The following is a 26,848-nucleotide window of genomic DNA, read 5'->3' as shown; positions in this document are numbered from 1 at the left end:
ACTAGTGGATTTCCCTTTTTCTTGTTTTTATGGCGGGGTTGCCCTGATAGATGGAATAGGCTTCAAGATCGTTGGTTGCAACACTACCCATGGAAAGTACAGCATGACTGAATAAATGAAGGCCAGGAGCAACTTTGGCTTCAGCACCGATCCATACGCCATCTTCGATTAAAATTGGTTTAGTAATCAGATCGAAACTGGTTTTGGCATAATTATGATTTCCCGTCATTAGCATGGCATTCTGCGAGATACAGCAGTTTGCACCAATGCGCACAAGATCTAAATTCTCGATATAACAATCGGCAAGCCAGCTGTAATCACCTATAATAAGCTTCCATGGATATTTGATATGAATGCCGGGTTTAATACGAACTTCTTTTCCGATCTTCGCTCCGTATAACCTCAATAAGAACACAAGTACCGAACTGCTCGGTATAAGTCTGCTTTTAAAAAAGAATACATCGGTAAAGTACCATAAAAACTGTTTCAATAGTGATGCGCCGATCTTAAAATCGCCGGTATTAAAGTTTTTATAGAGCTGAGTTTTATTCAATGGAATATTAATCTTCTTTTGGTTGATCGTTCTCTCCAACTTCTATTTTGTCCGTTTTCCTGGTATTTTTCTTGATCCAGAAATACAATAGAGTGAAAATGCAGATATAAACAATAATATTAAAGATTTCGTGGTGGTAGGTAAAGTTTTGTCGTTGGGATTCAAAAAAACCAAGTAAAACACCTAAACCAGCAATCCGGCAGACATTTAAAATATAGATGGTTAAAATCCCAATAGCCAGCATCTTAAAGGTCGATTTCCACGGTGCTGGGAATGCCAGTACAAAGGCAGCCAAAAAACTCATCACTCCAAGCCCCAAACAAGAATAATTAACGCGGAGGTACGGGCCTGCCACAACCATCACATCCGTTTCGTTATAGATGGCGTAAAAACCAAAGGCTTTGATGATCCATACAGCAGGAACGATTAATGCTGTTCTTAATCCTTGTATATAATTGAAATGTGTACTGATTGTTGCGTTATAATATTTTGCGTCTGGGCTAGTTACACTGTTCATAAACAGGTTTGCCTGGCTGAATAAGATATATAATATAAAAAGCGCTACTATAAATTTTATTGCTTTTCTATTTGCTTGTTTTCTAGCTTCTTTGGCCTGGATTTCGTTCATATCTTCTTCGGATGTACAAAGGTAAGTTTTTCTGATTTAAAGCGGGATGGTTGTAATATACTGATTGTACGATTAATTATGATGGGTGTGAGGGTATAGATCATTATTCATTTTGCTTTCGCAAGGCCAGAATTTTTCTATCTATCAGTTTTCTAAACCAGAGCCCCTGTAGATAATGGAATTTTCTGGCGGTTTTATTGTCAAGGATACCGAATTGAACTACCATGCGGTAGCCATAATACAAATAGGGGCGCAATCCCAGCGGCAATTTCCACCAAAGCCTTTTTAGCCAGGCTTTTTTTTCGTCAGGATTGCCCCATATATTTGGTTTTAATGTTTGAAAACGTAGCTTTTTCGTCCGCTCTATTTCTTCCTCAGCAATCAGGTCGCTATATTTTTCATGTTTTTTAAACCAGAAATCGATATTATTCTCTTTAAGATTTTCTTCCACCAAGTGCCCCTTCGTCCAGATGACGGTTTTGCCTGGAACAATAAAGCGGTGATCCATATTCTCATTCAAATCAGAATAACCGATTCCGGTTCTGAACATCTTCAACAGATAAATAGGGTAGTAGCCCCCATAGCGGATCCAGCTCCCTTGGAAATAGTTTTTTCTGTTAAAATAAATCCCGTTTATACCTTCGAAATCTGTGTGCCTAAATTTTTGAAGTTGGTTGAAAAGTTCTGGCGTAACTAATTGATCGGCATCTAGTCCGATTGTCCATGGCGTTTTAATATTAAAATTTTTCAGCGCAAAATCCCATTGTTTAGGATGATTGATAAAAGCATGGTTTTTTACTTCTACACCATATGTTTTAGCAATATTTAACGTTCCATCAGTACTTCCGCTATCCAGAATGAAGGTATTGGCCTGTAGATCTTTGATGGAGGCTAATAAACGGGGAAGATGGACCTCTTCGTTAAAAGTTAAAATGATAAAGCTGAATTCCTGGTTCATTGGGCCAATCTTCTATACAACGCTAGGTATCGTTTAGCCAAAGCTTGATCATTAAAATCTCTCCTGATGATTTCTGGTGCAGATTGCTTCATCTTTTCTCTGGCTTCTTGAGCGCGATACGAGGTTATTAATTTTTCTTTAATATCGTTGGCTTCCAGTGCGCATACCCAGCCCAATTGCTGCTCGCATACATAATCTGATAAACCCACTCGATCAGATATTAAAACGGGTGTTCCGACACTTAAACTTTCAATGACCACGTTTGCAAAATTTTCGTTATAGGAGGTCAGTACCAATAAATCGTGTTTGGCCATTAACCCATATTTGTTCTGATCTGAAACCTGTCCAATCCAATTGATGCGATGATCTAGTTTTAACCTTTGCGCTTTTACCTGTAAGTCTGCAACATATTCCTTTTTGCCCGAACCTGCAATGGTAAGCTGCCAATCTATATCGAGTAAGGATAGGGCATCGAACAACAGCTCAAGTCCTTTTTTTTTTTCAATACGTGAAAGAAAAATAAGTTTGAAACTTGGTGAATTAAGGTTATTCCGACTTGATACTTGATACTTTATGCTCGGTACTTCTGAAGTTAAATTGACTAAATTCGGGATTACTGTAATGCTTCTTGGCGTAATGATCTCAAGGATATCGCGCTTTTCCTGAATACTGGTGGCGTGGACATGGCAATATTGCAAAAGCTTTTTTCCGATCAGCTTGTGCAGAAGCTTTTTGGAAAATGAACTTCGGTTATGCTGCGAATAAACTGTAAGCATACCCCTTGGCGAAAGCACTACCTGCATCCCATACCACTTTGCCACCAAACAGCTTAAGACCGAAACGAGGTTCCACCAGGCATGAATGTGAATAATCAATTTGTCATCCTGAATACTTAGCTTGTCATCCTGAGTGTAACGAAGGATCTTTTTCCGTAAATTCCACAACAATCCAGGCGAAAAATGACTATGATCTTTAGTCCAGCGTTTAAAATAGCTAACTTTTACTCCGTCGACTAAAGTAGTTTTCCCTATGGTTACGTCTAGTTCAGATGTTCCGTTTGCTGTAGTCGTTAAAACCTGTAAGTCAACTTCGCTTTTCGCCTCCCGCCTGTCGCTTAGCGCTGCCATTGCTTCGCACAGTTTCGCAACGCTCTGTATAGGCCCGCCGTAAATATACGCCGGTTTGTAAGAAGCAGAAACTTGAATGATTTTCAATTAAATTTTAATCTGTTTTAAAAAAGTTTTAAGTGCGAAACGACGGATAAGTTCATAAATCAAAAGGTACATCAGCAAACCACCGATCAGTTTATTAAGCGCAGATTCGAAAAGGTAAATTAAAATAAATAAGGGTATAACCATTGCCGTTCCAATCAACTTATCGGGGCTGCTGGTCATTACATATTTATAAACCAAACCAATCAATAAACCATAGCCAAATAAACTGAAAAACATGCCGGGCATTCCGAAATCAATATAATTTTCGGTCATGTAACCTAAACTGATCGAAGTGCCTTGTTCTGTTCCGGCTACCATCATACCAGAATATTGGCGGGTGGTTTCTGAATCATCAATTGCCTTTTTGTTTGGAAAAAGAATACGAGGCTGTAATACGCGTCCAACCGCATCGCTCCATAAACGACCATGAGTATGGGGGATTACTCTTGGTACATAATCGATTGTGGCCGAAAAGAAATCAATATATGAGAGGCGGTCTACTGTTTGCTTGAAACCTGAGTTAACTGACTGCTGGTCAACCTTACTTACTATCTCACCAAGTTTTGAAAGTGACTCTCCTGTTGTGCGGATATTATTCTGGGTCATTGCACCACCATTCAGGTATTGACGGTATTCTGGCTTCACATATTGCCAGATGATAATCATATAAATAAGTATTGCAGTAAGTGCTGTCAGTGGCAGGATCTGTTTGAATTTCAGGCTCCTTCCATAGATGATTAGAATACCCCCAAAAATAACCAAGAAATAATCTTTGAAACTAGAGAAGAATCCAGTTAAACTCATTACTACCTCAGCAATAGCTATGATCGCAAAAAGTTTGAATTGTTTAGTATAGAGGCAACTGAGCATGAATATAAAAAATACCATCCACTTAAAATCTGCGAGTTTAGAAATAGGTTGTTGTAGCCCCCCAAAACGAAAAGATCCTTCAGAAATAATAGGGTAGATGATAGCTACGATAAGATAAATCGGTACAATTTTCCTAGAATCATAGGTTAAAGCCAGTTTGGAATATTCAATGTCAGATATTCTAAACTTGCGTATGATTAAAAATATACCTAAAGCTATTGATAGCAATCCTATATTACTAAAATAAAATGCTTTCTCTATATCTCTATAATTTTCAAAGGTGTCTTCAAACTTTAGTCTCTCAAAATTTGCATAAAAAACTTTAATATTTATTGATAGCCATTGCAACATTAAACCCATGAAAAGAAATGGCGATTCATTTTTCTTCCATAGTAAGGGGATTAATAAAAAAGGGATAAGAATAGCAATTATGGTTTCACTTGGATTTTTACTTGTGATAGCGTAAACTAATAACAGAGATAGAAGTATTTTGCCTGTTGGACCAATTTTTTGAAAATTATTCATCCTAACGGTCGAGTACTTTTTTATAAAAATAAATATCCAATTTTATTAATCTCATAATTCGTATTAAAAACCATCTCATACTTATTTTAAATATGTTGTTTTTTTCCTTCAATAACTTCAGTAGTTTGCTGAATTCAACATATTCTTTTCTTAATAGTAAAAATAAAAGGTCATTAAAATACGACGTTAATGTTTTCCATCGCCACCATCGTAAGGCAATTTTTTGCTCTTTATTTGGCAGTAATCCGATTATTTTTTTGTGAATGGCAATGTCTTCCTGTATACGTTGGAAAATGCTTTTGTAATTTCTACTAAATTGACCCGCATGTCTCCTAAGATAAATCAATTTTTCCGGGTTCCGCCCAATGTTTGAAATAGAAGCAAGCCTTGTCCACAATTCAAAATCGCCACTAACAACCAAATCTTCATTAAACAGGCCAGCTTTATTAAGATAGCTTCTTTTAAGTGTTACATTTGCAATATTTCCGGCTATACATCCCCAACGAACCGATATATTGGCATACCTAGAAGTAGTAATAATGGTCGGAGTTCCATCTTGCTTATCGTTTGGGATTATTTCCCCTTTTTCATCAATATATTCTGTGTCATGATAACTCATGCTTATGTTATCATGATTTTCATGGAATTTAATACATTCAGTTAAACAATTAGGCTTCATGATATCATCTTGAGACCAAAGGTGAATAAGGGGAGCTTTTGAACTACCAATTAATTTATTTAATGTCCTGAATAAACCTTCATTCTTTGCATTAGATATTACTGTAAAGTTTTCAGGGAAAAGAGATTTTAGTTCTAACAGCTTTGCTAAGCTTAAATCGGTAGATGCATCATCACATGCGATAAACTCATAATCGTTATTCTCTTGTTCTAAGACAGATTTAACAGAATCCGATAGAAACTCTCCACCATTGAAAACAGGAAGGATAACTGCAATTTTTTTAAAAAATGACTTTTCTTCCTTCATTTTTGATTAAGTTCATTTAGTATTACGAGAACTTGTTGATTGTAATTCCAATCAGCAATAATATTTTTAGATCTTTTACCGAATTTTTTATAAATAAAATTTTCAGTTAAAAGTGTTAACTTTTGTTTTAGATCAAATAAATCAGTTGATCTAAAGCAAAAGCCATTATAATTATCTCTGATCAAATCAGTGGAACAACCAACAGCATTCGAAGCAATTACAGAGCGACCTGCTGCCATAGCCTCGTTTATAGCTAACCCCCAGGTTTCATTTGGTCCTTCAGAAGGTAGACAAAATATATCAGACATTTGATAAATGATGGGCATTTGACTCTGATTTTGGAAGTTTAAAAAATGTATCCTATCTGAATGAGTCGAATTTTGACTTTCTTCTTTTAACTGTTTTTCTAAGTAACCATTCCCAACAAAAAGGAGATGTGTGTTTTGTTGACTTAGCACTAAGAATGCTCTTAATAATAATAGAGGATTTTTCTTGGGCTCAAATTTCCCTGCGAATAGAATCAATATGTCAGTTCTTTTGATGCCTAATTCTGCTCGTAAATTTGAAGCTTCAATTTGATGATTAGCTCCAAAACGTTCGTTGTCAATTGCGTGAGGCGCATAAACGAGTTGGTCATCTTTTAGTCCATACCTCTTAAAATAAGCCTTATTTGCAGTACCCACATAAAATGCTTTATCAACATGACTATAAATCCAGGTGAGCAAAAACCATCTTAAACTTTTTTTGAACCAGTTTTGATGATCAAGTAATGTAGAATCACCACGGAACCAGACTGGAATTTTTCCTGTAAAATATCGCATTGCTTTTAGGTGGCTATGATAGGACCAACCAAAAAAAAGAATGGCGTTTGGCGAAAAATGCTCAAGCGACGAAATAAGATCAATATTTTTTACCCCAAAGAACGCGCTATGATCTGGGGTTACTGCCTTATTTTGTAAAAAAGAGTGATTGTAACCATCAAGGAGTGGAATATCCCACTTAAATTCTTTTTGGAAACCCTTGTCGTATTTTATTTCAGATGCTTCTTTTCCCGCCGTATAGAAAACCTCCAGCACACAGGATTTAGCCAGTTGTTGAAATAAAATACTATAATATTGTACAGGATGCGTTAATACAACAGCTAGTCTTTTTTCTTTTATCATTAAATACTTTGGAGATGGAGTTTCACAGATATGATTAGGATTTAGGTTCAAGATATTTTTGCAGAACCAGATCAAATAGATCGCACTGCTTTTTAGTCGTTGCTTTCGCTCTATACTGTTCAAATTCAGTCCAATTGATTTCCAGTTTTGGTAAGTTGCATTCGGCAACTCCCTTTAAGAAAGCATAAATGGTTTCCATAGCAGGTTTGAAATTTAGGATATCAGCTACATATCCAGCATTGCAATTAATCAAAGACTGTGCAGCGCTACTTTCTAAATTAAAAATAGCCAAAATAGGCTTTTCTGTCATGATATAAGGGTAAATCTTAGAAGCGGTGTATGCTGGTTTTTCATGCCCCGGTATAAAGAGAGCATCTGCATTTTGCAAGTTAAAGATACTTTCATAAAAAGATATTCGATCGGTCTGTTCTGTTACATAATTGGCAACACCTAATTTTTCAGCAACACCAAATAAAGTTTTTTCACCGCTTCCAAGCGGTGCATAACTTGTACCTACAAAATGAAATCTTAGCTTTTCAAAATGCTTTAGATCCCTTTTTAACCCAATCTTGAAACCTTTTAATAGGAGCATCACGGCTTTTTGCATATCGAAACCACCTCTGCCTACATATACAATATGTTTATTGTTAGGATCATTATTGTAAGCAAGCTTTAAATCGTGTTTATGATTCGCTGCAATTTCAAGATCCTGTTTAAAGCCCCCAAAAGTTATGGTAGCAGATGGTTTTTCAGTTAAATGTGGATATCGCAACGTTAAATCATGTGTATAGGCATCAGATACAGAAATTAAGCCATCCACATCCTTCATAGCCAAGGGCTCTAAATATTTATCTAACCGATAGGAGAACCAATATTTTTTAGGACGTTTATATTTTGGTTTATCTTCGTAATAATTGGTAAACCAGGGGTCTTGCATATCAATGATATACGGAATTTTAAATTTCTTTTTCCAGTAAGGGCCTAGGATACAAACAGGAAATTGCGTAGTAGAAAAAAAAATAAGATCAAATTTTTTTCCTTTTAAAAGACGGTTAACATAACTTTTATAAAACCAAAGTGATCTCAATGCAATACTACCCAATCCAAATTTATAGGTGAATTTTTTAGGTAATGCATTTATACGATGGATTTTGATGTTTTCTGGGATAGAATCATTCAATAGATAATCGAAAACGGCATCAGTATGTTTTTCTACAACGCAAACAAGCTCAACTTCCCAATCAAAATCTTTGTAAAAAGGTAAACTCATCCTAACACGCTGCATATCGGCTGCATTAGATGGAGCAAAGTAAGGGGAGATGATCAGGAGTTTTTTCAATGACTAAAGGTTTTATTTATGACGGCTAGGAATTTTCGACCTTCGTTTTCCCAATTTAATTCTTTAGCAGCTATAATGCGAGAACTAGTTTTAGCTTCGTTTAATAAATCAGGACTTTGGTAATAATATTCAAGAATGTTGGCTAATTCCTTATATCCGTTGATTGGAAATGTTTTTCCAATCGACGGATAATTTACCATAAATGCCCCCTGCGCTGCAGTTTCGGTCGCGATAACGGCTAAACCAGCGGCAATGTATGTAAATAACTTATTAGAAAGCGCAATATTGTTATTTAGGCAGAAACCAGGCTCTAATGCTAGCCCTATATCAAATCCAGTAGCTATCTTAAATATTTCATCTGGCTCGATAGGAGCTATAAAAATCAGTTGTTCAGGGGCTAATTGTTGATCTCTAACTAAATTTTCCAAATATCCCTTAGTGTCAGTATTAACTGATCCCAAAAGTGTTAACGAAATATCTTTATTGCGTAATAACCCCAGAGCTTTAATAACCGTCTGGATTCCGCGATCTTTTCCAATTGTTTGGGAGAACCAAAATAATTTAACCTGTTGTTTTTTTTGTTTTGGTTCAGCAGATCGTATAATGTTATAAGAGTTAGAAAAAACGTTATTGATCACTTTAGGTTTCAAGGCTGGGTATAAAAAATTATATTGTTCAGAAATTAGTGGACTTGCAGCAGTAATATAACTAGCATCTCTTAGATATTTATCTTCAAGATATTTTGCGTATTTATATGTTGTGCTAGTTAAATTATCATTATCTACCTGTCTATGGAAATCTTCCGCATCGAATCCATACTTTGCCTGATTTTTTTTTGCAAGTTTAGCTACTACAGGAAGTGCCGCGAGATTATGGCCGATATACAAATCTACTTTGATGTTTCGTGCTCTAAGATAAAGTAACCAATTTACTCTATTATAATGCCAATCTATAGGGCTGGTCAATTTCAGTAGTTTATGAATAATACGCGTCACAAAATGGAATACAGAACCATGCTTTCCACCAACTCGAATAAAATTTTTATCGTTTTTATTGATCAAATCTGAAGACCATTTATCCTTTTCTCCATAAATTACGGATACATCATAACCAAAGGATTTCAAAGTAGTGTACTCTTTCAGTAACCGAGGATTTTGAGCAGGCGGAAATGGTGAAACTAAAAGTATTTTTTTCACATTTTTAGTTTTGATTTTGCCTCGGTCCAATCAACAAATTCATCGACAATATCGTAGAAACCTTTTTGAGATTCAGGAAAATCATTAAGTTCTATTCTATTAATTATTTCTGGTAAATTGTCATAAAACCCAGATGTTCGATAAGGAGGATGAAGAGACCACAGTCCAGGCTCATCACCCTTAAAGTCAACCCTTAGCATTTGATTCGATTCCAGTTTTGAGCTTAGAATCTCTTCAGGGAGTTTGAAGGGGGGATTTCCTCTAAATATGGCTTTAAGAAAATGAACAATATTTCTGGTCCGGATATTGTCGAGTTTAAAATTTACCAGTCTCTCCTTGTTTACAAGGAACAAACGGGTGCTCATTGATTTAAAAGCAAAATAAAATGGCTTGTTTTTATATTTGGAATATATTTGACCAATCAACTCTCCGTCTGCTTTCGGAGGACCAGCTAATGGATTAATAAATAAAATTTGTTTATCATCATTATACAGTTTCAAAGCCTGTTCAAGCCAATTTTTGCTCATCCCACCAAAAAAAAGATCTGAATCAATATGAAAAACGTAATCGTTTTTTGCTTCATTAATGCCGAAGAAATAGGTGTAAAAAGGCCCTCCTCTCCAGTCTTTGGCAGGGATATTGTTCCGGCTAAAATACCTTTGGGAAATTTCTCTATTTTTAGATTTTGAATAATCAATTTTAATTAATCTGATCTTGATGTTGCTTTTCGAAAAATCAACCAAAAAATCCCACATTTTATCAATATTCAATTCCCAATTGTTGGAAAAATGGCCTTTACTTTTATGAGTGTCATAAGTTAGTAGTATTTCATCTACTTGTTTTTCAAAAACTTTGATTTGGTGCGTTAGTAGGTGTACTGCATGAGGATAATCGGAAGGTGCTAATGAAATTTGGAGCGTGATCATCGTGATTAAATACAAACTAGAAGGCCTTCATTGACCATTATGTTTCCTGGAACAAAATCTACAAATAAATCGATTTTATTCTGATCGTTTTTGACGAAATTTTTTAACACTGCTGCACCGTTTTCTGATAAACTTTTATTGTCTGAATTATCCAAATATATGTAACCACCTTTCTTAACCTTTGTTTTTGCACTAATACAGCACCATTCGCGTGGGCCTCCGTCAATATATATAAGATCGAAATAGTTGTCCGGGAAATCACTAAAGTCTGCCATCTCTTTCCCAACCCATTTATACTGTAAATCTATATTGTTAATTTTTCTATCTAAAATTATAGCGCCTAACTTATTATACCAATTTAGGTCAGCTTCAATGCTGACCACTTTTTCTGCCCTTTCTGATAGCCAAATAGTTGACATACCTGCGCCGATTTCTAAAACTTTCCAATCAGATTTAATAACAGCATTCAGTTTGTTTATAGCTGAAAAAGGTATCCAGGGCATTTCTGGATATCGATTGAAATATTTTCTTTTTATTGCTAAATAGAAAACATAAATAAACCTTAAATAGCTTAGTAATGGTGCGCGGTTGCCGTTATGTGTTGTAAAGGTAGTTCTAGTTTGCATATTTTTTTGGATGTTCCAATGTTGTGTTTGCTAATTTTAAATGTTAATATTGTTACTTGCCTGAAAGTTTTTTTATTAGATCCTATCACAATATTTCTTAATTAATACTGTCAATTTCCAACCCAATAGAGCGTTCAGTATTTTAGTTGTCCCGCCGCAAGGAAAGCTTAGATTGCTGCCTCCAAGGCGACTGATGTTTAATTCTGCCTCTATTGATAGGTCTTTTGCAAGACCGTAGTATTCATAAACAAAACCTTTCCACATGTTCGCAGCACATATTCTTGTTGTAACATCTTCTTTCAACTCAAGTAAATAACCGGTGCTTAATTGTAATGCGAGAAAGTAGGATTCAATTGCTTTTCTGGTCGCATGTCCTGAAAGAGCGTTGGCTCCCATTCCCGACCTATAATATAGAATTGCTTTGGATGAAAATTTCACCCCCTTTGCACCCAATATGATTTTAGTGAAAAATTCCATGTCATCCACTAAGCTGAGCTTCTCGTTCCAAAGGCCGACTTTATCAATAATTTGCCGTGGAATGAGGAAAATGCCAGGCTGTGTCATCGTCTGTGCCTCTCGCCAACTGCTACAGATCCAATCTACCGATGTCATATCTTTCCAACATTCCTCCTGGTTTAATCGAAATGTTCGGATATCATTTTCATAAAAACGTCCCCAAGAAGCGCTAATGATACTATCGGGGTATTGAAGGGCAAGACTAAGTTGTGATTCTAACATATTTTCACACATCAAATCATCTGCGTCGAAGAATTTAATAAATTTACCTTTCGATTTATTAAAGCCATAGTTGCGTGCTGCAGAGGCTCCAGAATTTTTTATCGAATAAGTTTTAATTTTGTCTGATTTGAAACATTGAGCGATTGATAAACTGTTGTCAATACTTCCATCATCAATAATTATTAATTCCCAATCCTCAAGGGATTGATTAATTACACTGTTGATTGCCTCAGCGATATAGCTTTCAGCATTGTAAAGTGGGATAATAATGGAAATAGCAGGTGTGTTTTTTATAGCCAAATTTTTGCCTTTAAATTCATAGAAGTTAATTACTATAGGCTGTTGATTTTAAGAGATTACTATCCTTACTTACAAAAATAAGATCTGTTTGCCAAAGTGCATGATCTAGGGGTCTTCTTATTCTGGTATTGCAAATATCATATGTGACAAAATTATTCTCGAACATATAATCAATAACTTCTTTGATAAGTGGTACGCCTGAATTGCCAATATCTATCAACGAAACTTCTATTAAAATAACCTCAATATTGGGTAAGTACATTGAAGCTCCTTTAAGCGCTTCTAATTCATAGCCCTGTATATCGAGCTTTATAAAGTCTATTTGAGGGAATTGATTTTTCTGTGCGAGAAAATTAATTGTGGTTAACTCACGATTGTATTCTGATGGAGATGATTTAGAAAATATATTGCTATTAGATTCATTATTTATAAATTTTACCTTCTTCCCAATTTCTTTACCAACGAGTCCAATCTCTAAGCTGATGTTCTTGTTAGTATATTTACTTAGTTGTTCTTTTTTTGATTCCTGGCCTTCGATCATAAGAATTTTAGCTCTTGGGAAAATTTTAAGACAATCCTTAGTCCATTCTCCATTATAAGCCCCGGCATCTATAATGTATTTTGGATTAAAACCTAAGCGTTGTATATTTCTAATACTCCAAAACATATGAGGAACCCCAAGTTTATGCTGGATATCTAGTTTGGTAGCGAAAGGAACAAGCTTTCCTAAAATTTTGAATAAGTTCATTGTTATTTAATATATTTCCACGCTTTGGTGAAATACCATTTCTTCGAGATATCTACATAATGATGCAAAATACCCTCTTGATTATCAACCTGCTGTTCTGTTGGGTATACAATGTAGTCTCCTTCTGATCCAATTGAAGAGGTTTCTGTATTGATAATCATAGCTGATAGTGCCTGCTCTAGATAATAACTATTTCCAAAATCATCTTCCAACTTCTTTGCCCATATTTCTATTTTCTCAAAATCTATAGAATGACTGTCAAGGCCAATTATTCCGACGTTTATTCGATCGGCAATATTTTTATCTACTAAGCTTTCCATTGCCTCTTTTGGGAAGCCATAAGAATTTTGAACATCTAAAATATAGAAAGGCTTAGTTGGGTTTTTTAACCAGCTGATTAGGGCCGTTGGTTCGTTCCAAAATAACATGTCCGAGTCAAGTACAAGTTGCCAGCCCTTATTCCAAGAGTGTATATCTACAAGTTTTCTGATATGCTTATATACTTTTCGTTTATGATTTAGATAAGGATATTTTTCTATTGGCAAAATATTTTGGATTTGTTGTTCAATCTGACTTATTGATACAAATTCACTATTAGGTATTTGTTTTTTATAATCTTGGATTGCTCTTTCTGTGAGAGTTCCGTCGTCATAAAAAGTGAAGTATATAGGATGACTACAATTCTTTTGTAATGAGTACGCACAATAAATGGTTTGATGCCAATATTTGGTGCCAGTTAGAAATGATACGTTAAGTGTCGTTAGATCCGTTAATGATTTTTTTATAACAAGCTTTCTTGAAGCTTTAATCATTTCCCTTTCTGCATTCAACATGCGATTATATTCTGACCGTCCGCCAAAATGATCCCATGTCTTAAATAACGATTTAGGATTTCGATATAAAATATTAATTATTTTTTGGAACATCAAGAATTTAAGTCTTAACTACTAAGTGCTTCTAATTGTCCAATAACTCCATTAAATTTTATATAATTACTGGGTGATTTCCATGGAGCATACTTTATTAACGCTTTAATTACTCTAAGCTGTAAAGTGATTTTGTTGAAGCGGTTCCATGGACATTGATTATATTTTATAAGAAAAAGCGTCCATGAATGCATAATCGCTTTATTAAGTTTTCCTAAATAAATTTTGTTTAGCCGTTCTGTTGGGATAATGTGTTTCATACTTAATTTAGGAAAAAAGCCAATATCAAATCCATTTAAAAAAATTTGCATTACAATTTCATTGTCGCCACTTGAAGTTAAGCTGTCGCCTGATCTATCAGCAATTAGCTGTGTGTCGCGTTGTATCTCCTCTAGATATTTATTGAGAGCAATTCTTCTTATGGCCATACCTGCACCAACAGGTGAGAAAAGTGGATAGTCTATTTTATTATTGTTTCTTAACTGAATATTAGCAATCAAAATTTCTTTGCCGAGATTTCGGATCGCTAATAAGCTAAAGAAATCTTTAGTCCAATACGGAGGGATAATTTCAAATTTGCCCTCAATGTTACCACCAATGGCACCCATTTTTGGAAATTCGTTAAAGATAGAAAGACAATTTTCTAAATAATTTTCATCTAAAATATTATCATCATCTACCATGACTATTATTTCACAATTTGTTTGACTGAAGCCTTTTAACCTTGCATGGGTGAGTCCTTGTTTCTCTTCACTTACTATACAGGAATTAGGGTGCCATGATAAATCTGCCTCAACCTTAGGCGAGGAATTGTTGTCAACTATTATGAGTTCCCAAAAAGAAGTATGTAGGCTTTGTTTCTTTAAAGAGTTTAAAGTTTCATTTAAAAACTCATCCTTTGGATTATAAGTAGGGATTATGACGGCTATCAATGCTGATTTTTTAATATGCTTTTGTAATATGTGATTGAGTCTATAGCCAATTTTTTACTGCTAAATTTTCTTTTAAAAGTTTCTTCGGCGTTTTTTCCCATTGTTTCGCGGAGTAAATTATTTTTTATTAACCTAATATTTTTTTCAGCTAGACTTTTTGAATCATTAGTTTCTGCAAAAAGACCGTTAAATCCGTCCACAATAATTTCTGATACTCCACCTACGTTGCAGCCTATAACTGGTTTGCCGAAGCTCATTGCCTCAATATATATAAGTCCAAATGATTCATATCTTGAAGGAGCAACAAATATATCACATTCAGCATAAGCCTTTTGGACGGATTCATTTTCTAATTCACCTCTAAAGACGACCCGATCATTGATCCATTTTTTGTTTTTTAGCCTAAATGTTTCTTCGTAGGCACCGTTTGGATCTAAGCCTACTATCTCAAAAACAACTTCATCGCATGTTAGCAATATTATTGGAATTGCATCCATAAGTAAGTCAGACCCCTTTCTATACTCTAACCTTCCAACATAAAGTATTTTTAATTTTTCTTCATCTATTTTACTAATTCGCTCCTTTGGTGAATTAACTCCATGTGGAATTATTGTAAACCTTTTAGCAGATATTCCATAATTCTTTTCTATTTCCAATGCATGATTGTAAGCGTGTGTAACTAGGTTTTTAGCGCGATTTATCATTAGAATTTCTAGTTTTCCAAAAAAAAATAACAATCTAGACTTAAAATGATAATGATCCTTTAGCATTTGTAGATAGGTTGTACTAACCCTAACGACAATAGGGAGAGATGAAAATAAAAGTCCTTGTATGATAGATAAAGAAAAATAACTGCTTGTTTCTAAAATATCTATTCGATAAATATTTTTGATTGAATTTAGTTTCACTCCAATAGTTAAAATCATTTTGAGCTTTAATAATAAATCCAAAACAGCCCAATGATTTTTTAATAATTTTATAATCCAACTCGATAAACAGACCTTATATGTTAAAACTGTAATTCTACCGGAAGTTTGTTTTTCAAATTTGTCAAATTCGTTATCATATTTTGGCCTAACGTGTATAACAATGATATTTTCACCCATATCTGCCAATTCTCTTGATAAGATGTCGACATGGTTCGCTATACCACTGTTTTTCGTTTTCTGGTCTGGAAAATATGGGGTCAACAATCCAATGTTCATTATTAGATATTACGAAATTTGCACACTACTTTAGACTCCTTTTTGATAATGAGTTTTTTACCTATTTTAATGAATGGCTCTTCGATAAGGATACTTAATATTTTAGATGTTAAGTATGTAATAGCTAGGCATATGAATAAAACAATTATGTAGTTTATATAACTGTTTTGAAAAAAAGTAAGGTCAATGAATATTTTACGTAGTAGATAGAATGTTGCATAATGAAATAAGTAGATACCAAAGCTAGCTTCTCCAATTTTGCAGAGAACCTTGTTTACAAAAATATAAGGCTGATACTTTTCTATAAGAAGGCAAAATAATAATATTAAAAAACCAAGTGTAATATGTATTGGAATAATAAATTTAGATAAAGTAAATCCTAACCCACACAAACAAATAATTAGAAACATTAAATTCGGTCTTTCTAGATTTTTATTGTTGATTATATGGTATAAGATAATACCAAAGGCAAATACAGGAAATTGTGAGGGTAAATAAAAATATGCATAGGCAGCATTCAAATGCATATCGGGTGTTAGTGGGAAATAATTTAAAATTTTATTTAATACAATCATTATATAAAAGGAACCAGTTAGGAGAAAAATCGATTTGTCAATTCTGTTAAAAAAAGCAAATACCAGTGGTATAATTAAATAAAACGACATTTCAATTGAAATGGACCAACCTCCTGGCACAACACTATTTATCCACGAGGGATTCAATTGATGTACGAAAAAAAAATTCGATAGAATATGGCCGATAGTAATATGTTCGCTTGATTGAAGCCATAATCTAGTTTCATTTGTTTCACCCCAAAGTAGATAGAAGCAAATTGCTAAGTAATACATTGGCGCTATTCTAAAAAATCGTCGAATAAAAAAGTTAACTATGTAGTGTTTTTCATATTGCTTCCTGTTTTGATAGGATAGGAACAAAGTAAATGCACTTACTATGTAAAATAATTGTACACCAATAAAAGACTTATTTATCAATTGATTGAAGAATAAATTTGGGCCAGAAGAGACAAACTCTTTTGTATGATGAAAGACAACGCAAATTACCGCGATCCCCCTTAAAGCGTCTACATATTTTAATTTTGCTGAATCTTTTACCATTAAATTAATAATTGATTAAAAGAAGTATTCGTCTGTAGATTCTATTTAGGAAAATCAAATATTTCCATGTTGGAACTGAACCGTGTGCGTCATTACCGCAGATTAACAAATGATCCTTCTCCCATTTTTTTTCAAATGAAAGATTGTAACTTTTAGCCTGTTCATGTATCCTTGCTACCGCGAGAGGTTCTTTTATTAATCTACGTTTGTTGCCCTTTACTAACCTAAGCCATAATTCGTAATCTAGAGCACAACTTAACTCTTCCCATGTGGGTTGGTGGATTGATGATGACCAGAAACAAGACGGTTGTAGAAGTGATGGTATTCTAATAAGCAGGTCAAAAAATGGAGCTGTTTTAATAAGGTTATATTGATTTAGATTTTCATCATAACTATATCCATAGCCATAAATAAAATTGCTCTTAGATTTCAAAAAAGATTCGCTTACTAAGTGAAAGACATTTTTTAAATAATAATCATCGCTATTGATCCATCCATAATAATTCCCTGTTGCTAAACTAAAGCCTAAGTTAATTGCATTACTTTGTCCATTATCTTTTTCAGATTGCCAATAGCTAATCCAAGGGCTATATTTTTCTAAGATTTCTTTTGTATTGTCGGTACTACATCCATCGATAATAATGTACTCAAGGTTAGGGTAATTTTGTAAAAGTACTGATCTTATGGTCTCTTCAATATATTGTCCTTGGTTAAACGAAGGTGTTACGATTGTAAGTTTTGGCCATTGTTTTTTATAACTGTAAATTTCTGGATTTACTTGATCGTCCCAGGGCCATCCAGTTTTTAGGTTATCTACTTCCGGTAACTCTTTCAGTAGACCTTTAGGGTTATTTTTGATGCGCTTTAATGGCACATTTATGCCTCTTAAAATAAAATTTGAGGTGTACTTTTCTAGACTTGGAAGATTCATATTACGATTGTAAAAGCCTCATGTCAAATTCATAACTGTAATCTATATTGACAAAAATAGAATCCCAAACAAAGATATCTTTAGCTATTTCTATAAAATTATTGCTATTTAAAAGATTTTTGATTTTTAGATATCTTTTATAATCAAAATTATGCTCTACCGAAATGCAACCAATATTTATTTCGCTAAAGTTTATTGTTGACAATATTTCAAATTCGGAGCCTTCTGTATCGACTGAAAGATAGTCTATTTTTGTACAGTTGTTCTGTCTGCATAAATCGTTAAAACTTAATGTTTTAAGCGGGTATTCTTCCTGTTGTTCATTATTTATGTAGTTTTCATCAAGACGTTGTTTAATGCTTGAAAATTCTCCATTTTTGCTTTCGCTGAAATTTACCGTGTGATTTGAATGGCTATATATTGGAGTGTTTGAAAAGACTGCCGTTCTTGTTTTAGTAATTGACTCCTTAAATTGTTTCGCTGGCTCACATAATATCCCGTTCCAACCTCTATTTTTTTCTAGAAAAAATGAGTTAGAGAGTGATTGGCCGTCTCCAACACCAATTTCAATGAAAAAACCATTTTCTTTATTATTGAAGATAGTATCCACAAGGCAATCTTGCCCTAATTGGGAGTAATAATTATTCCCATTTTCTAAATAGTTATGTAAATATTTTAGACTTAGATTATTGCCTGACTTCAATAAGTTAGCAAGGGTGTTGAGTTGTAGACTCTTTTCTTGAGCCTTAGAGAACGTATTTGCCGCAATGTTGAAACTATAAATCTCTTTTTGAGTTGCATCTTTTGCGAGCCAAAAAAAGAGTCTAGTTCTTCCCAAGCTTCTGAGTATAATTTTTTTAAATAAATTTTTTAACATTTCGGAGATTGATAGATTAAATCAGATACCTAACAATTAAATGAATTTTCGAAGGCAGTCTGAATTATTTCGGGATTAAATTGTTTTTCAGCTAGTAAATGGGTTTGATTTGCTAATCTTTGCCAGCTATTTTTTTCTGCAATTTTTTCTATTAATAATTTGATGCCATTTAAAGTAATATCTGAGGTAAACAACTCCCAGTTATTTGATTTGGCCCAGTCAGACAAAGCAGTTCCTTCTGCGCTAGTAATTATTATTGGTAGCCCAGTATGAGAATATTCGACAAATTTTGAAGGAAAGCTTGAAATTAACCATGGCATGGCATCCAAGTCATTTGGATATCCACAAAAAATAGCAGAACATGTTGCGCCTAGAAAATTTAATGAATCTATATTATTCTTAAATGAATTAATGATTTCAACGTTTCGATTATTTTCGAAATAATCATTCAGATCTAACTTACTTGAAGATATTATCTTTAATTTTCCATCAAATAAGTTTGCAAGTTCCGCAATCATTTTTAGTAATGGGAGATAACTAGGATATAGCGTTCCCGAGAACCCTATTATGGGATTCAAATACTTATCCGTAAATAGTTTCTTTTCTCGTACAGTTTTACCTTCTGGTATAGGTGGTAAAGTAATGTATTTTAGTATATCTGAATTTGGAATTTTAAGTCTGTTGCTAACAGTCCATATAATATTAGATTGTTGAGTAAGGAATAAATCATATTTAACAAATACTTCTTCGGTTTGGCCAGCCAGTAAATATTTATCGTCATGCAGAAATATTCCCAGTTTACATTTAAAAATTTTTTTCAGAAAAACTGAAAAGCCATTTAAATAGTTTAGATAAAAATATGTTAGAATGAAAAAGGGGGGGTTCTTTACTAAATAATTTCTGATACCTAAATATAAGAGTAGATACCTAAATGTTCTCAATAATTTATGATTAAATCTATAGGGTGGATACCACCATTTTCTGAAAGGAACGAGTAAAACGGTAAATTCTTTCTGCAAGGCAATAAATGAATCATCTTCAAATATATTTTTATAATTTGGTATAACGATATGAACCTTATAGTTGTTTTGCTTTAATCTAATTAGATGGCGATAAAAAATTACATAACTTCCAAATCCTTGTCCTGGAGTGCTTTCTGAAATAAAATAAATGTTTTTCAATTTTATTTAATATATTTTTTCCAAAAATCAAGCTCATACTTATTCCATGCATGACACCCAAACGGAAGATCTTCTGTTTTTTTTATAAATTTTGAGGGATAAGTTTCTATTGAAAATTTCAATGCAATTTCCTGATCTGGAACTCTGAACCATTTAAAGTTCTTGCATGCAAATATGCCCCAAAATCTATCCTCGTTTTGCTCGAAATTATTGAAGATAAAGAGGGTGTTATTGCTAAAAGTAAGCCCGATTATTGTTTCGATTATAGATTTAAACGATAACTTTTTCATTAAGATATATATAAAATACCCAGGTTTTTTAATATATGAAAATGTGTTTAAAACTCTTAAATGACTCGATATTTTTCTCAAAGATAACCCTCCGTTACCTACTCCTTCAAATATTAAAGCGTCATTTTTTTTAGTAAACCATGGAGCGCCTACATAGTCATAGTTCTTATTACACCAATATTCTATTTCATTTTTAAAAATCCAACAATCTAACTGATAAATTAGTAGGAAGTCATATTTGTTAAATGTCTTATAAAAGATTCGGCTAATTAGCAATTTATTATAGCCAGCAATATTTTGAAAATATTTTTTATCAAAATAGATGACAGAATAAGTAAAATCTTTTAAAACAACTTGGTAGGCATTTAGATTACACTCTTTAAAAGTAAACAGAGATATAGGATACATACCAAGTATTTTAAAAACTTGGCGTAATGATTTGATTTCAATATCTGATGGCCTACTTTTATATACTGGAATCGCTATTACTACTTTCAAAGTATTTCCTCAATAATTTCTTAAAAGTTTAAAATTTTTTTTATTAAAAAAAAAGGGAAAAGGATGACCCGTCCTACTTTCCAAGTTGTGGAATTAATGTATTTATCAACAATGTGTTGGCCTTTTAAATATTCATAATAGAGATTCGATTCAAAAATGCTCGAGGTTATATTTTTTATTTCGGTATCGGAAGCTAGTGCAATATTATAAGTATGCGTAAATGGTAAATTATAATTTATAGATTTATAATCTCCTTCATATTGAATCAAATCGCTACCGATGTCTTGCTTAACTATTAATGATCCAGAAACACATCTTTGATTTAAAAATATAGTTTTGGTGAAAAAACCTTTAATAAGATTAACAAACTCTTGTTCATAAAGCTCTTTTACGTGGAATGGATTCCTATAATGGGGGATATCGCTATAATATAGCTTATCTGGTGAGGAAATAATGAGTAAGCCATCCTTTTTTAGAACCCTTTTAAATTCTTGAAGCATTTCTAAATGTTTGTCATGATGTTCAATTGTTTCGAAACTCACTATAACATCCATAGATAGATCTTCTAATGGAATATTTGAAGTAGATCCAACCTTATAAACCAATTTATTAGATTTGTATTTAGCGTTAGAGTGTGTGACCGCCTCTTCGGAAATGTCAACACCAACAACATTTTTGGCAAATTTTGACATTAAATATGCCCCATAACCTTCTCCACTAGCTATATCAAGTACGACTTTATCTTGTATGAAAGATTCAGCTATTGCGTACCGATGCAGATGCTCAACCATTATTCCGTCTTCAAGCAGTGTAGTTAGCCTTTCACCAGTAAATTTTAATTTTTGATTGCTATTTAGCATCGTTTTAAATCTTTGTTTTTATTCCCATTGTATCAGGGGTCTTATTAATCCTGGGAATTTTCCCTGTGATAAACCTCTCGCCGTTAAAGTATTGGTAGTTAAATGATCAACAATATTTATTTTTATAATATCTTTTATATGTAGGTGTATTTCGTGTAGCTGATGATTAAATATAGCTACACTGATCGATATGGATCCTTCATTCAAAAAGTTCTTTGGTATCCATGCGATCGTTTGATATCTACCAGTCGAATGTATCGAATTATATAATTTTGACGTAATATTATGTGTGTCAAATAGATTGTTTCCCATGTCATCATGAATATTTAACCCCGTCCACAGTTGAAAGTTGGGCTTCAATACTACGTATTCCAACATGATTCCGATTTCATCTATTACATCATAACTTTTTTTAGAAATATAGTTCTTGTCGAATGTTTTGATAGCGGTTAATTTAACTATGTCATTACCCGGAGCAGCTGTGTCAGGCCATGTTTTTTCAGACTCGATTGATTGACTATTTGTTTGATATTGCAAAACAATCTCGTGAGTATTACCTAGTGCTTTTATCGAACCATTTTGTAACAAAATAGAATTATTGCATAGATTAATAATACTTTGCATATTATGGCTAACAAACAACACCGTTCTTCCCTCTCCCTTACTTACTTCACCCATCTTGCCCAAACACTTTTTCTGGAACTCCGCATCACCCACTGCCAATACCTCATCTACAATTAAAATTTCTGATTCCAGGTGCGCAGCAACAGCAAAAGCCAAGCGCACATACATCCCGGATGAGTATCGTTTAACAGGAGTATCCAAATAGCGTTCTATCCCAGCAAAGTCTACAATTTCTTCCAGTTTGCGCTGGATTTCTTTTTTTCGCATGCCAAGAATGGCGCCGTTCAGAAAGATGTTTTCTCTGCCAGAAAGTTCAGGATGAAAGCCTGTGCCCACTTCTAATAAACTGGCTATTCTACCCTTGCCGCTGATTTTGCCTGTAGTAGGTGCAGTAACTTTACTCAGTATTTTCAGCAGAGTGCTTTTGCCGGCGCCATTGCGGCCAATGATCCCAACAGCATCGCCTTGCTCAATTTCAAAGTTGATATCCTTTAAGCTCCAAACGATATTGCTTTCGCTTTTGGTGTTTTGATTGTTGCTTTCTCCAATGCGTAAAAACGGATCCTCTTTACCACGGGTCCGGGCATACCAGCGCTCCAGATCCCGGCTGATTGTGCCAGTGCCGATCTGCCCTAATTGATAAGCCTTGCTTAAGTTTTCTACTTTTATGGCTATGTTCGACATATTAAAATATCCTTAAGTCTAATCCTACATTATCCATCTTACCTTTCACATTTCCGATCTAAACCGTGTCAACAAAATTCCGTTCTACCTTATTGAAAATCACTATTCCAAAAACCAATAATGCGAGTGTAACGCCAGTAGCATAACACAAACTTCCCCAGGTAAAACTCCCTTCGCCCAGAAATCCGTACCGAAAGGTTTCAATAATAGGGGTCATCGGATTATATTTAATGATCCAGGCATATTTTGGATATTTCTCTATTGCAGTAGAGAGGGGATATATTACGGTGGTGGCATACATCAATAATTGTACACCAAATCCTACCAAAAATGCGAGGTCACGGTATTTTGTGGTCATAGCCGAAATAATCATCCCGGTGCCCAGGCCCAATAAGGCCATTAAAATTACCACAATTGGAACCAGTGTAATGGCCCACGAAGGCTGAAAACTTGCATCAGCTAAATAATAATAAATAAACATGATCAGGAAAAGGATCATCTGTACGCCAAAGCGTACCAGGTTACTCACCACTATACTCAGTGGCATAATTAAACGGGGGAAATAGACTTTTCCAAAAATCGCGGCATTATCCCTAAAAACAGTTGATGTTTTGGTTAAACAATCTGCGAAATAGTTCCAGGCAGTAATGCCCGCCATATAAAAAAGTGGCTTAGGCAGGCCATCAGTAGATATGCCCGCTAAATTCCCGAAAATAAAGGTAAAGATGATCGTGGTAAATAGGGGTTGAATGAAAAACCACAATGGGCCTAATATGGTCTGTTTATAAAAGGAAACAAAATCTCGCCGAACCAATAACCAAAGCAGATCACGGTACGCCCAGACTTCGTTAAGCTTTAAATCGAATAAAGAAGCTTTAGCCTCAATGGTCCAGGTATGTTCTTCGTTATGCATGGTTGTTTTTATTCATCTGTATCGCCTCATACGGATAGTAAATTCAATACTTTTTCTTGGTACCGTCCGTATCCAAATGTTTCAAAACATAGCTTTTGGATCGCTTTTGCATCATGTCTTTCTTTTTGTAAAGCAGCAATAAGCGCTTCACCAATTGCTCCAGTATCATTTGGGGCAAGCAGGGTGCCCAGTTCGCCATCCATCAGGGCATCCCTACTGCCGTCGGCATTACCACCGAGTACAGTACAGCCGTAAGCAGCAGCTTCAATAAAAACGAGTCCAAATCCCTCTGCCTTGCTTGGCATTACAAATACATCTGCCAATTGATAATGTAAAGCAAGTTCATCATCAGGGACAAAGTTCGTAAGTACCACATTTTTTTGAAGTTTAGATTGAGTTATGAGCTTTTGAATACGCGCTAATTCTGCCAGATCTGCTTTTCCAACCAACAGGTAAACCAAATCCGGATGAACCTTAATGATTTGCGCTAAGCATTCGATCACCAGATCGTATCCTTTATATTGTTCTGATGAAGATAAACGGCAAACACTTAATAGTACTTTTTGATTGCTATTAAGACCATATTTTGCGAGGAGAATAGCAGGTTTTGGAACTGGTTCGACTAGTTTAAAATAGGGGTCTAAACAATTATTTAATACCTTGATCTTGCTCGCAGCTATTCCATGATGATGTATAATCTGATCCGCCGTATATCGGCTTACCGCCCAGATCTCAATTTTATTAAGCATCTGTTTTTTCCAGCCTGCTAAGGCATTCCAGATTTCTATTCCATGAGCAAAGAGTACGATACGAACACCTGGCTTCAATGTTTTGATGATCCGGGCAAAAAGTAATAAATGCACGTGACTTAAAATAACTACATCTGCTTTTAATCCTTCTTTGACAGCCGTTACACCAAAAGTTGTTTTTTTGCCATGAAATCCTTTAAATGAATTTTTTGCTATATAAGCCAGATCGGGTTGATCATCATACATCGATAATACCTGGTAAGACTGGATTTGCTGGGTGGCTTTCAAATCATCAAGGGTCTTCGCAAAAGTTTTGCTCACCTTTTCTATCCCTCCCGTTAAACTGAAAGTATGTAAAGTAAGAAATAGAACTTTTTTTCTTTTCAAATTTGTTTTCCCTAAACCCTAAACCCTAAACCCTAAACCCTAAACCCTGTGAATACCTGATAAAGTGCCATCACTTTGCTCCAGTGCAGATCCCCCCGCCTAAAATCATCAAGCATTCCTGAAGCAAATGTATTCTCTCCTGTTTTTATTGAATGGAGAAAATGTTCATCCTTTTTCAACCAATCCTGAAAAGGAAAGGTAAAGCCCATTTTATTGCGGTCCCAGATTACCTTGGGAAGTATTGCCGAAAAGGCTTCAATCAAAAGCGATTTTGGCCGATCACCGTCAAATTTTAATTTATAATCTGTTGCGGCAAGAGTTGCAAGTAAATCCTGATCTAAAAAAGGAACCCTAACCTCTACACCGTGTTGCATGCTCATAGTATCTGTATCTTTAAGCAATTGGTTTTGCATGTACAGGTTACATTCTAACCAACTGGCTCTTTCGCCATCTTTTAAATGACTGGGAAGAGGGGCTATCAATGCACTTTGAAGTACCTGGTCAACCTCTGCAATTGAGCACAATAACAATCCGGAGATTTCGTCAGGAGTGAATATACCCCTTAAGAAAAGATACTCACCAACTGTATTACGGTAACTTAAATAATAAGAACGTTTTAACGAAGGTTTTTTTAAGCGCAGGCTTTTTCTGAGAACAAACTGAGGCAGTCTCTTCAAATGTCTAACCCATCCCATCCGTTTAAAAGAAGGATAGCCTCCAAACAGTTCATCTGCACCAATGCCAGATAAAACAGCTTTTAAGCCGTTTTCTTTAGCAAAATAATTAACGAACCACGAATTAATGCCATCACTTGTGGGTTGATCCATGGCTTTTAAGGCCGCGGGGAAATGTTCGGAGAAGAGCGCTGGCGTGATGGTATATTCCGAATGATTTCCATGGAGCTGTTGAGCAACAATATCCTGGAAAACTTTCTCTGAAAATGCTGTTTCTTCAAAATTGATCGATACGGTATTGAGCTTGTTCAACTCAGTAGTCCCGGTTAAAATTTTATCAGCAAGCAATGTCAGAATACTACTGTCGATCCCCCCACTTAAGAAAACACCGATTTTGGCGTCAGATAAAAGATGCTTTTTAACTGATGCGTATAAACTTTGCTGTACAGCATTTTTAGCCTCTTGGTAATCCGTGATTTCCTTTATAGAGTGCTGTTGGACATAATTTTTGATCTCGAAGGTATCCGATTGATGTTGCCAGATCAGATAATGTCCTTTAGCTAACATCATCACCTCGCTAAAGGTGGTGTAAGGTTCAGGTAAGTGGCCAAAAGCCAGAAAAAGGATTTTCCAATCAGGCTGTTCATTATAAATATAACCGGTCTCAGTAAAGGCTTTAACTTCCGAGGAAAAAACCAGATGTTTTTCGATAGCACGGAAATATAAAGGTTTAATGCCCGATGGGTCGCGCACCAGGTAACTATGCTGTAGATCAGTATCATATAAACAAAAAGCAAACATGCCTTTAAGCTTGTCGAAACTCTCAACTCCCCATGCGGCATAGCTGGCTAAAATAACTTCGGTATCACTCTCGGTCTTAAACTGAAAGCCAAGGTTTTGAAGTTCTTTTTTCAACAGCAGATAATTATAGATCTCACCATTAAAAGAAATAACCAGTTTTCCATTGCGATAAAACATGGGCTGATGTCCTTTAGGAGATAAATCGATCAGTGCAAGACGCCTATGGCCCATTACAATTCCATCGCTGGCATTGACGTAAAAACCTTCATCATCAGGACCACCATGAGCCATTAGCGTGCACATGCCTTTAACTTCTGTCTGAAGCAGATCCATTGGTCTGCTGCAATCTATAATTCCCGCAATGCGGCACATCTGTAAAAGGTAATGGTCATTTGATATTTCTGGGCTGGGCACAGCTTCGCCCCCTCAGTC

At 34.8% G+C, this 26,848-nt stretch carries 26 protein-coding genes; all 26 read right to left on the bottom strand.

Annotated features, from left to right (window positions below; all coding sequences use genetic code 11):
* Position 1 precedes the first annotated feature (1 nt).
* The 26 genes from ASU31_RS12740 to asnB all read right to left on the bottom strand — a co-directional run bounded on the left by ASU31_RS12740 (position 2) and on the right by asnB (position 26,788).
* On the bottom strand, positions 2-553 hold the full coding sequence (locus ASU31_RS12740) for a WcaF family extracellular polysaccharide biosynthesis acetyltransferase (RefSeq protein WP_057932679.1): 552 nt from the start codon (positions 551-553) through the stop codon (positions 2-4).
* A 7-nt stretch (positions 554-560) separates the two neighbouring features.
* Positions 561-1,181, bottom strand: coding sequence for an exosortase Y (gene xrtY, locus ASU31_RS12735; RefSeq protein ID WP_057932678.1), 621 nt, complete (start codon positions 1,179-1,181; stop codon positions 561-563).
* A 103-nt stretch (positions 1,182-1,284) separates the two neighbouring features.
* On the bottom strand, positions 1,285-2,139 hold the full coding sequence (locus tag ASU31_RS12730) for a glycosyltransferase family 2 protein (RefSeq protein ID WP_057932677.1): 855 nt from the start codon (positions 2,137-2,139) through the stop codon (positions 1,285-1,287).
* Positions 2,136-3,353, bottom strand: a complete 1,218-nt coding sequence (locus ASU31_RS12725; protein ID WP_057932676.1) for an XrtY-associated glycosyltransferase XYAG1 — start codon at positions 3,351-3,353, stop codon at positions 2,136-2,138. The genes ASU31_RS12730 and ASU31_RS12725 overlap by 4 nt, the downstream gene beginning before the upstream one ends.
* Positions 3,354-4,748 carry a hypothetical protein gene (locus ASU31_RS12720; RefSeq protein ID WP_057932675.1) on the bottom strand — a complete coding sequence of 465 codons (1,395 nt, stop codon included), beginning with the start codon at positions 4,746-4,748 and terminating at the stop codon, positions 3,354-3,356.
* 1 nt (position 4,749) lies between these two features.
* The gene (locus ASU31_RS12715) at positions 4,750-5,733 is read right to left on the bottom strand and encodes a glycosyltransferase (protein WP_057932674.1); all 984 of its coding nucleotides are present in this window, start codon (positions 5,731-5,733) and stop codon (positions 4,750-4,752) included.
* The gene (locus ASU31_RS12710; RefSeq protein ID WP_057932734.1) at positions 5,730-6,896 is read right to left on the bottom strand and encodes a glycosyltransferase family 4 protein; all 1,167 of its coding nucleotides are present in this window, start codon (positions 6,894-6,896) and stop codon (positions 5,730-5,732) included. Before ASU31_RS12710 ends, ASU31_RS12715 begins: the two co-directional genes overlap by 4 nt.
* A gap of 34 nt (positions 6,897-6,930) precedes the next feature.
* Positions 6,931-8,235, bottom strand: a complete 1,305-nt coding sequence (locus tag ASU31_RS12705; protein ID WP_057932673.1) for a glycosyltransferase family protein — start codon at positions 8,233-8,235, stop codon at positions 6,931-6,933.
* On the bottom strand, positions 8,232-9,431 hold the full coding sequence (locus tag ASU31_RS12700) for a glycosyltransferase family protein (protein WP_057932672.1): 1,200 nt from the start codon (positions 9,429-9,431) through the stop codon (positions 8,232-8,234). The genes ASU31_RS12705 and ASU31_RS12700 overlap by 4 nt, the downstream gene beginning before the upstream one ends.
* Positions 9,428-10,357: a hypothetical protein gene (locus tag ASU31_RS12695; RefSeq protein WP_057932671.1), complete on the bottom strand. Its 930-nt coding sequence runs from the start codon at positions 10,355-10,357 to the stop codon at positions 9,428-9,430. Before ASU31_RS12695 ends, ASU31_RS12700 begins: the two co-directional genes overlap by 4 nt.
* A 5-nt stretch (positions 10,358-10,362) precedes the next feature.
* Positions 10,363-10,983, bottom strand: coding sequence for an O-methyltransferase (locus ASU31_RS12690; RefSeq protein WP_057932670.1), 621 nt, complete (start codon positions 10,981-10,983; stop codon positions 10,363-10,365).
* Positions 10,984-11,058: 75 nt separating this feature from the next.
* Complete coding sequence (locus ASU31_RS12685; protein WP_057932669.1) at positions 11,059-12,021, bottom strand: glycosyltransferase family 2 protein; 963 nt, start codon at positions 12,019-12,021, stop codon at positions 11,059-11,061.
* A 25-nt stretch (positions 12,022-12,046) separates the two neighbouring features.
* Positions 12,047-12,769, bottom strand: coding sequence for an FkbM family methyltransferase (locus ASU31_RS12680; RefSeq protein WP_057932668.1), 723 nt, complete (start codon positions 12,767-12,769; stop codon positions 12,047-12,049).
* Positions 12,770-12,771: 2 nt separating this feature from the next.
* Entirely contained in the window at positions 12,772-13,602 is an 831-nt protein-coding gene (locus tag ASU31_RS12675) for a glycosyl transferase (protein WP_157257990.1), read from the bottom strand.
* 107 nt (positions 13,603-13,709) lie between these two features.
* Positions 13,710-14,627, bottom strand: a complete 918-nt coding sequence (locus ASU31_RS12670) for a glycosyltransferase (RefSeq protein ID WP_057932666.1) — start codon at positions 14,625-14,627, stop codon at positions 13,710-13,712.
* Positions 14,624-15,832, bottom strand: a complete 1,209-nt coding sequence (locus ASU31_RS12665) for a glycosyltransferase family 4 protein (protein WP_057932665.1) — start codon at positions 15,830-15,832, stop codon at positions 14,624-14,626. Before ASU31_RS12665 ends, ASU31_RS12670 begins: the two co-directional genes overlap by 4 nt.
* Before the next feature lie 2 nt (positions 15,833-15,834).
* Complete coding sequence (locus ASU31_RS12660) at positions 15,835-16,947, bottom strand: acyltransferase family protein (RefSeq protein ID WP_057932664.1); 1,113 nt, start codon at positions 16,945-16,947, stop codon at positions 15,835-15,837.
* Positions 16,948-16,951: 4 nt separating this feature from the next.
* Positions 16,952-17,878 carry a glycosyltransferase family 2 protein gene (locus ASU31_RS12655; RefSeq protein ID WP_057932663.1) on the bottom strand — a complete coding sequence of 309 codons (927 nt, stop codon included), beginning with the start codon at positions 17,876-17,878 and terminating at the stop codon, positions 16,952-16,954.
* Position 17,879: 1 nt separating this feature from the next.
* On the bottom strand, positions 17,880-18,755 hold the full coding sequence (locus ASU31_RS12650) for an FkbM family methyltransferase (RefSeq protein WP_057932662.1): 876 nt from the start codon (positions 18,753-18,755) through the stop codon (positions 17,880-17,882).
* Between the two features lie 29 nt (positions 18,756-18,784).
* Positions 18,785-19,936 (bottom strand): glycosyltransferase family protein, encoded by a 1,152-nt coding sequence (locus ASU31_RS12645; protein ID WP_057932661.1) that lies wholly within the window; start codon positions 19,934-19,936, stop codon positions 18,785-18,787.
* Between the two features lie 2 nt (positions 19,937-19,938).
* Positions 19,939-20,724, bottom strand: a complete 786-nt coding sequence (locus ASU31_RS12640; protein WP_057932660.1) for a DUF5672 family protein — start codon at positions 20,722-20,724, stop codon at positions 19,939-19,941.
* A gap of 20 nt (positions 20,725-20,744) precedes the next feature.
* Positions 20,745-21,584 (bottom strand): class I SAM-dependent methyltransferase, encoded by an 840-nt coding sequence (locus ASU31_RS12635; protein ID WP_057932659.1) that lies wholly within the window; start codon positions 21,582-21,584, stop codon positions 20,745-20,747.
* An 18-nt stretch (positions 21,585-21,602) separates the two neighbouring features.
* On the bottom strand, positions 21,603-22,892 hold the full coding sequence (locus ASU31_RS27940) for an ABC transporter ATP-binding protein (protein WP_057932658.1): 1,290 nt from the start codon (positions 22,890-22,892) through the stop codon (positions 21,603-21,605).
* Positions 22,893-22,950: 58 nt separating this feature from the next.
* Complete coding sequence (locus ASU31_RS12625) at positions 22,951-23,805, bottom strand: ABC transporter permease (protein WP_057932657.1); 855 nt, start codon at positions 23,803-23,805, stop codon at positions 22,951-22,953.
* A 26-nt stretch (positions 23,806-23,831) separates the two neighbouring features.
* A complete protein-coding gene (locus ASU31_RS12620) occupies positions 23,832-24,800 on the bottom strand; it encodes a glycosyltransferase family 4 protein (protein WP_157257989.1) in 969 nt (322 codons plus the stop codon).
* Between the two features lie 173 nt (positions 24,801-24,973).
* Positions 24,974-26,788: an asparagine synthase (glutamine-hydrolyzing) gene (asnB, locus tag ASU31_RS12615; protein WP_083505355.1), complete on the bottom strand. Its 1,815-nt coding sequence runs from the start codon at positions 26,786-26,788 to the stop codon at positions 24,974-24,976.
* Positions 26,789-26,848: the final 60 nt, after the last annotated feature.

Origin of the sequence: Pedobacter ginsenosidimutans (genome assembly GCF_001442625.1) — a bacterium.
Taxonomy (GTDB): Bacteria; Bacteroidota; Bacteroidia; order Sphingobacteriales; family Sphingobacteriaceae; genus Pedobacter; species Pedobacter ginsenosidimutans.
This window is presented reverse-complemented; position numbering and strand designations above follow the sequence as displayed.

Coding starts and splice junctions, on each gene's coding strand:
- xrtY (WP_057932678.1), bottom strand. CDS start 1,181: ATGAACGAAATCCAGGCCAAAGAAGCTAGAAAACAAGCAAATAGAAAA.
- ASU31_RS12715 (WP_057932674.1), bottom strand. CDS start 5,733: ATGAAGGAAGAAAAGTCATTTTTTAAAAAAATTGCAGTTATCCTTCCT.
- ASU31_RS12660 (WP_057932664.1), bottom strand. CDS start 16,947: ATGGTAAAAGATTCAGCAAAATTAAAATATGTAGACGCTTTAAGGGGG.
- ASU31_RS12635 (WP_057932659.1), bottom strand. CDS start 21,584: ATGCTAAATAGCAATCAAAAATTAAAATTTACTGGTGAAAGGCTAACT.
- ASU31_RS12730 (WP_057932677.1), bottom strand. CDS start 2,139: ATGAACCAGGAATTCAGCTTTATCATTTTAACTTTTAACGAAGAGGTC.
- ASU31_RS27940 (WP_057932658.1), bottom strand. CDS start 22,892: ATGTCGAACATAGCCATAAAAGTAGAAAACTTAAGCAAGGCTTATCAA.
- ASU31_RS12690 (WP_057932670.1), bottom strand. CDS start 10,983: ATGCAAACTAGAACTACCTTTACAACACATAACGGCAACCGCGCACCA.
- ASU31_RS12655 (WP_057932663.1), bottom strand. CDS start 17,878: ATGAATCTTCCAAGTCTAGAAAAGTACACCTCAAATTTTATTTTAAGA.
- ASU31_RS12680 (WP_057932668.1), bottom strand. CDS start 12,769: ATGAACTTATTCAAAATTTTAGGAAAGCTTGTTCCTTTCGCTACCAAA.
- ASU31_RS12695 (WP_057932671.1), bottom strand. CDS start 10,357: ATGATCACGCTCCAAATTTCATTAGCACCTTCCGATTATCCTCATGCA.
- ASU31_RS12710 (WP_057932734.1), bottom strand. CDS start 6,896: ATGATAAAAGAAAAAAGACTAGCTGTTGTATTAACGCATCCTGTACAA.
- ASU31_RS12620 (WP_157257989.1), bottom strand. CDS start 24,800: ATGTATGATGATCAACCCGATCTGGCTTATATAGCAAAAAATTCATTT.
- ASU31_RS12675 (WP_157257990.1), bottom strand. CDS start 13,602: ATGTTGAATGCAGAAAGGGAAATGATTAAAGCTTCAAGAAAGCTTGTT.
- asnB (WP_083505355.1), bottom strand. CDS start 26,788: ATGTGCCGCATTGCGGGAATTATAGATTGCAGCAGACCAATGGATCTG.
- ASU31_RS12625 (WP_057932657.1), bottom strand. CDS start 23,805: ATGCATAACGAAGAACATACCTGGACCATTGAGGCTAAAGCTTCTTTA.
- ASU31_RS12650 (WP_057932662.1), bottom strand. CDS start 18,755: ATGTTAAAAAATTTATTTAAAAAAATTATACTCAGAAGCTTGGGAAGA.
- ASU31_RS12665 (WP_057932665.1), bottom strand. CDS start 15,832: ATGAACATTGGATTGTTGACCCCATATTTTCCAGACCAGAAAACGAAA.
- ASU31_RS12720 (WP_057932675.1), bottom strand. CDS start 4,748: ATGAATAATTTTCAAAAAATTGGTCCAACAGGCAAAATACTTCTATCT.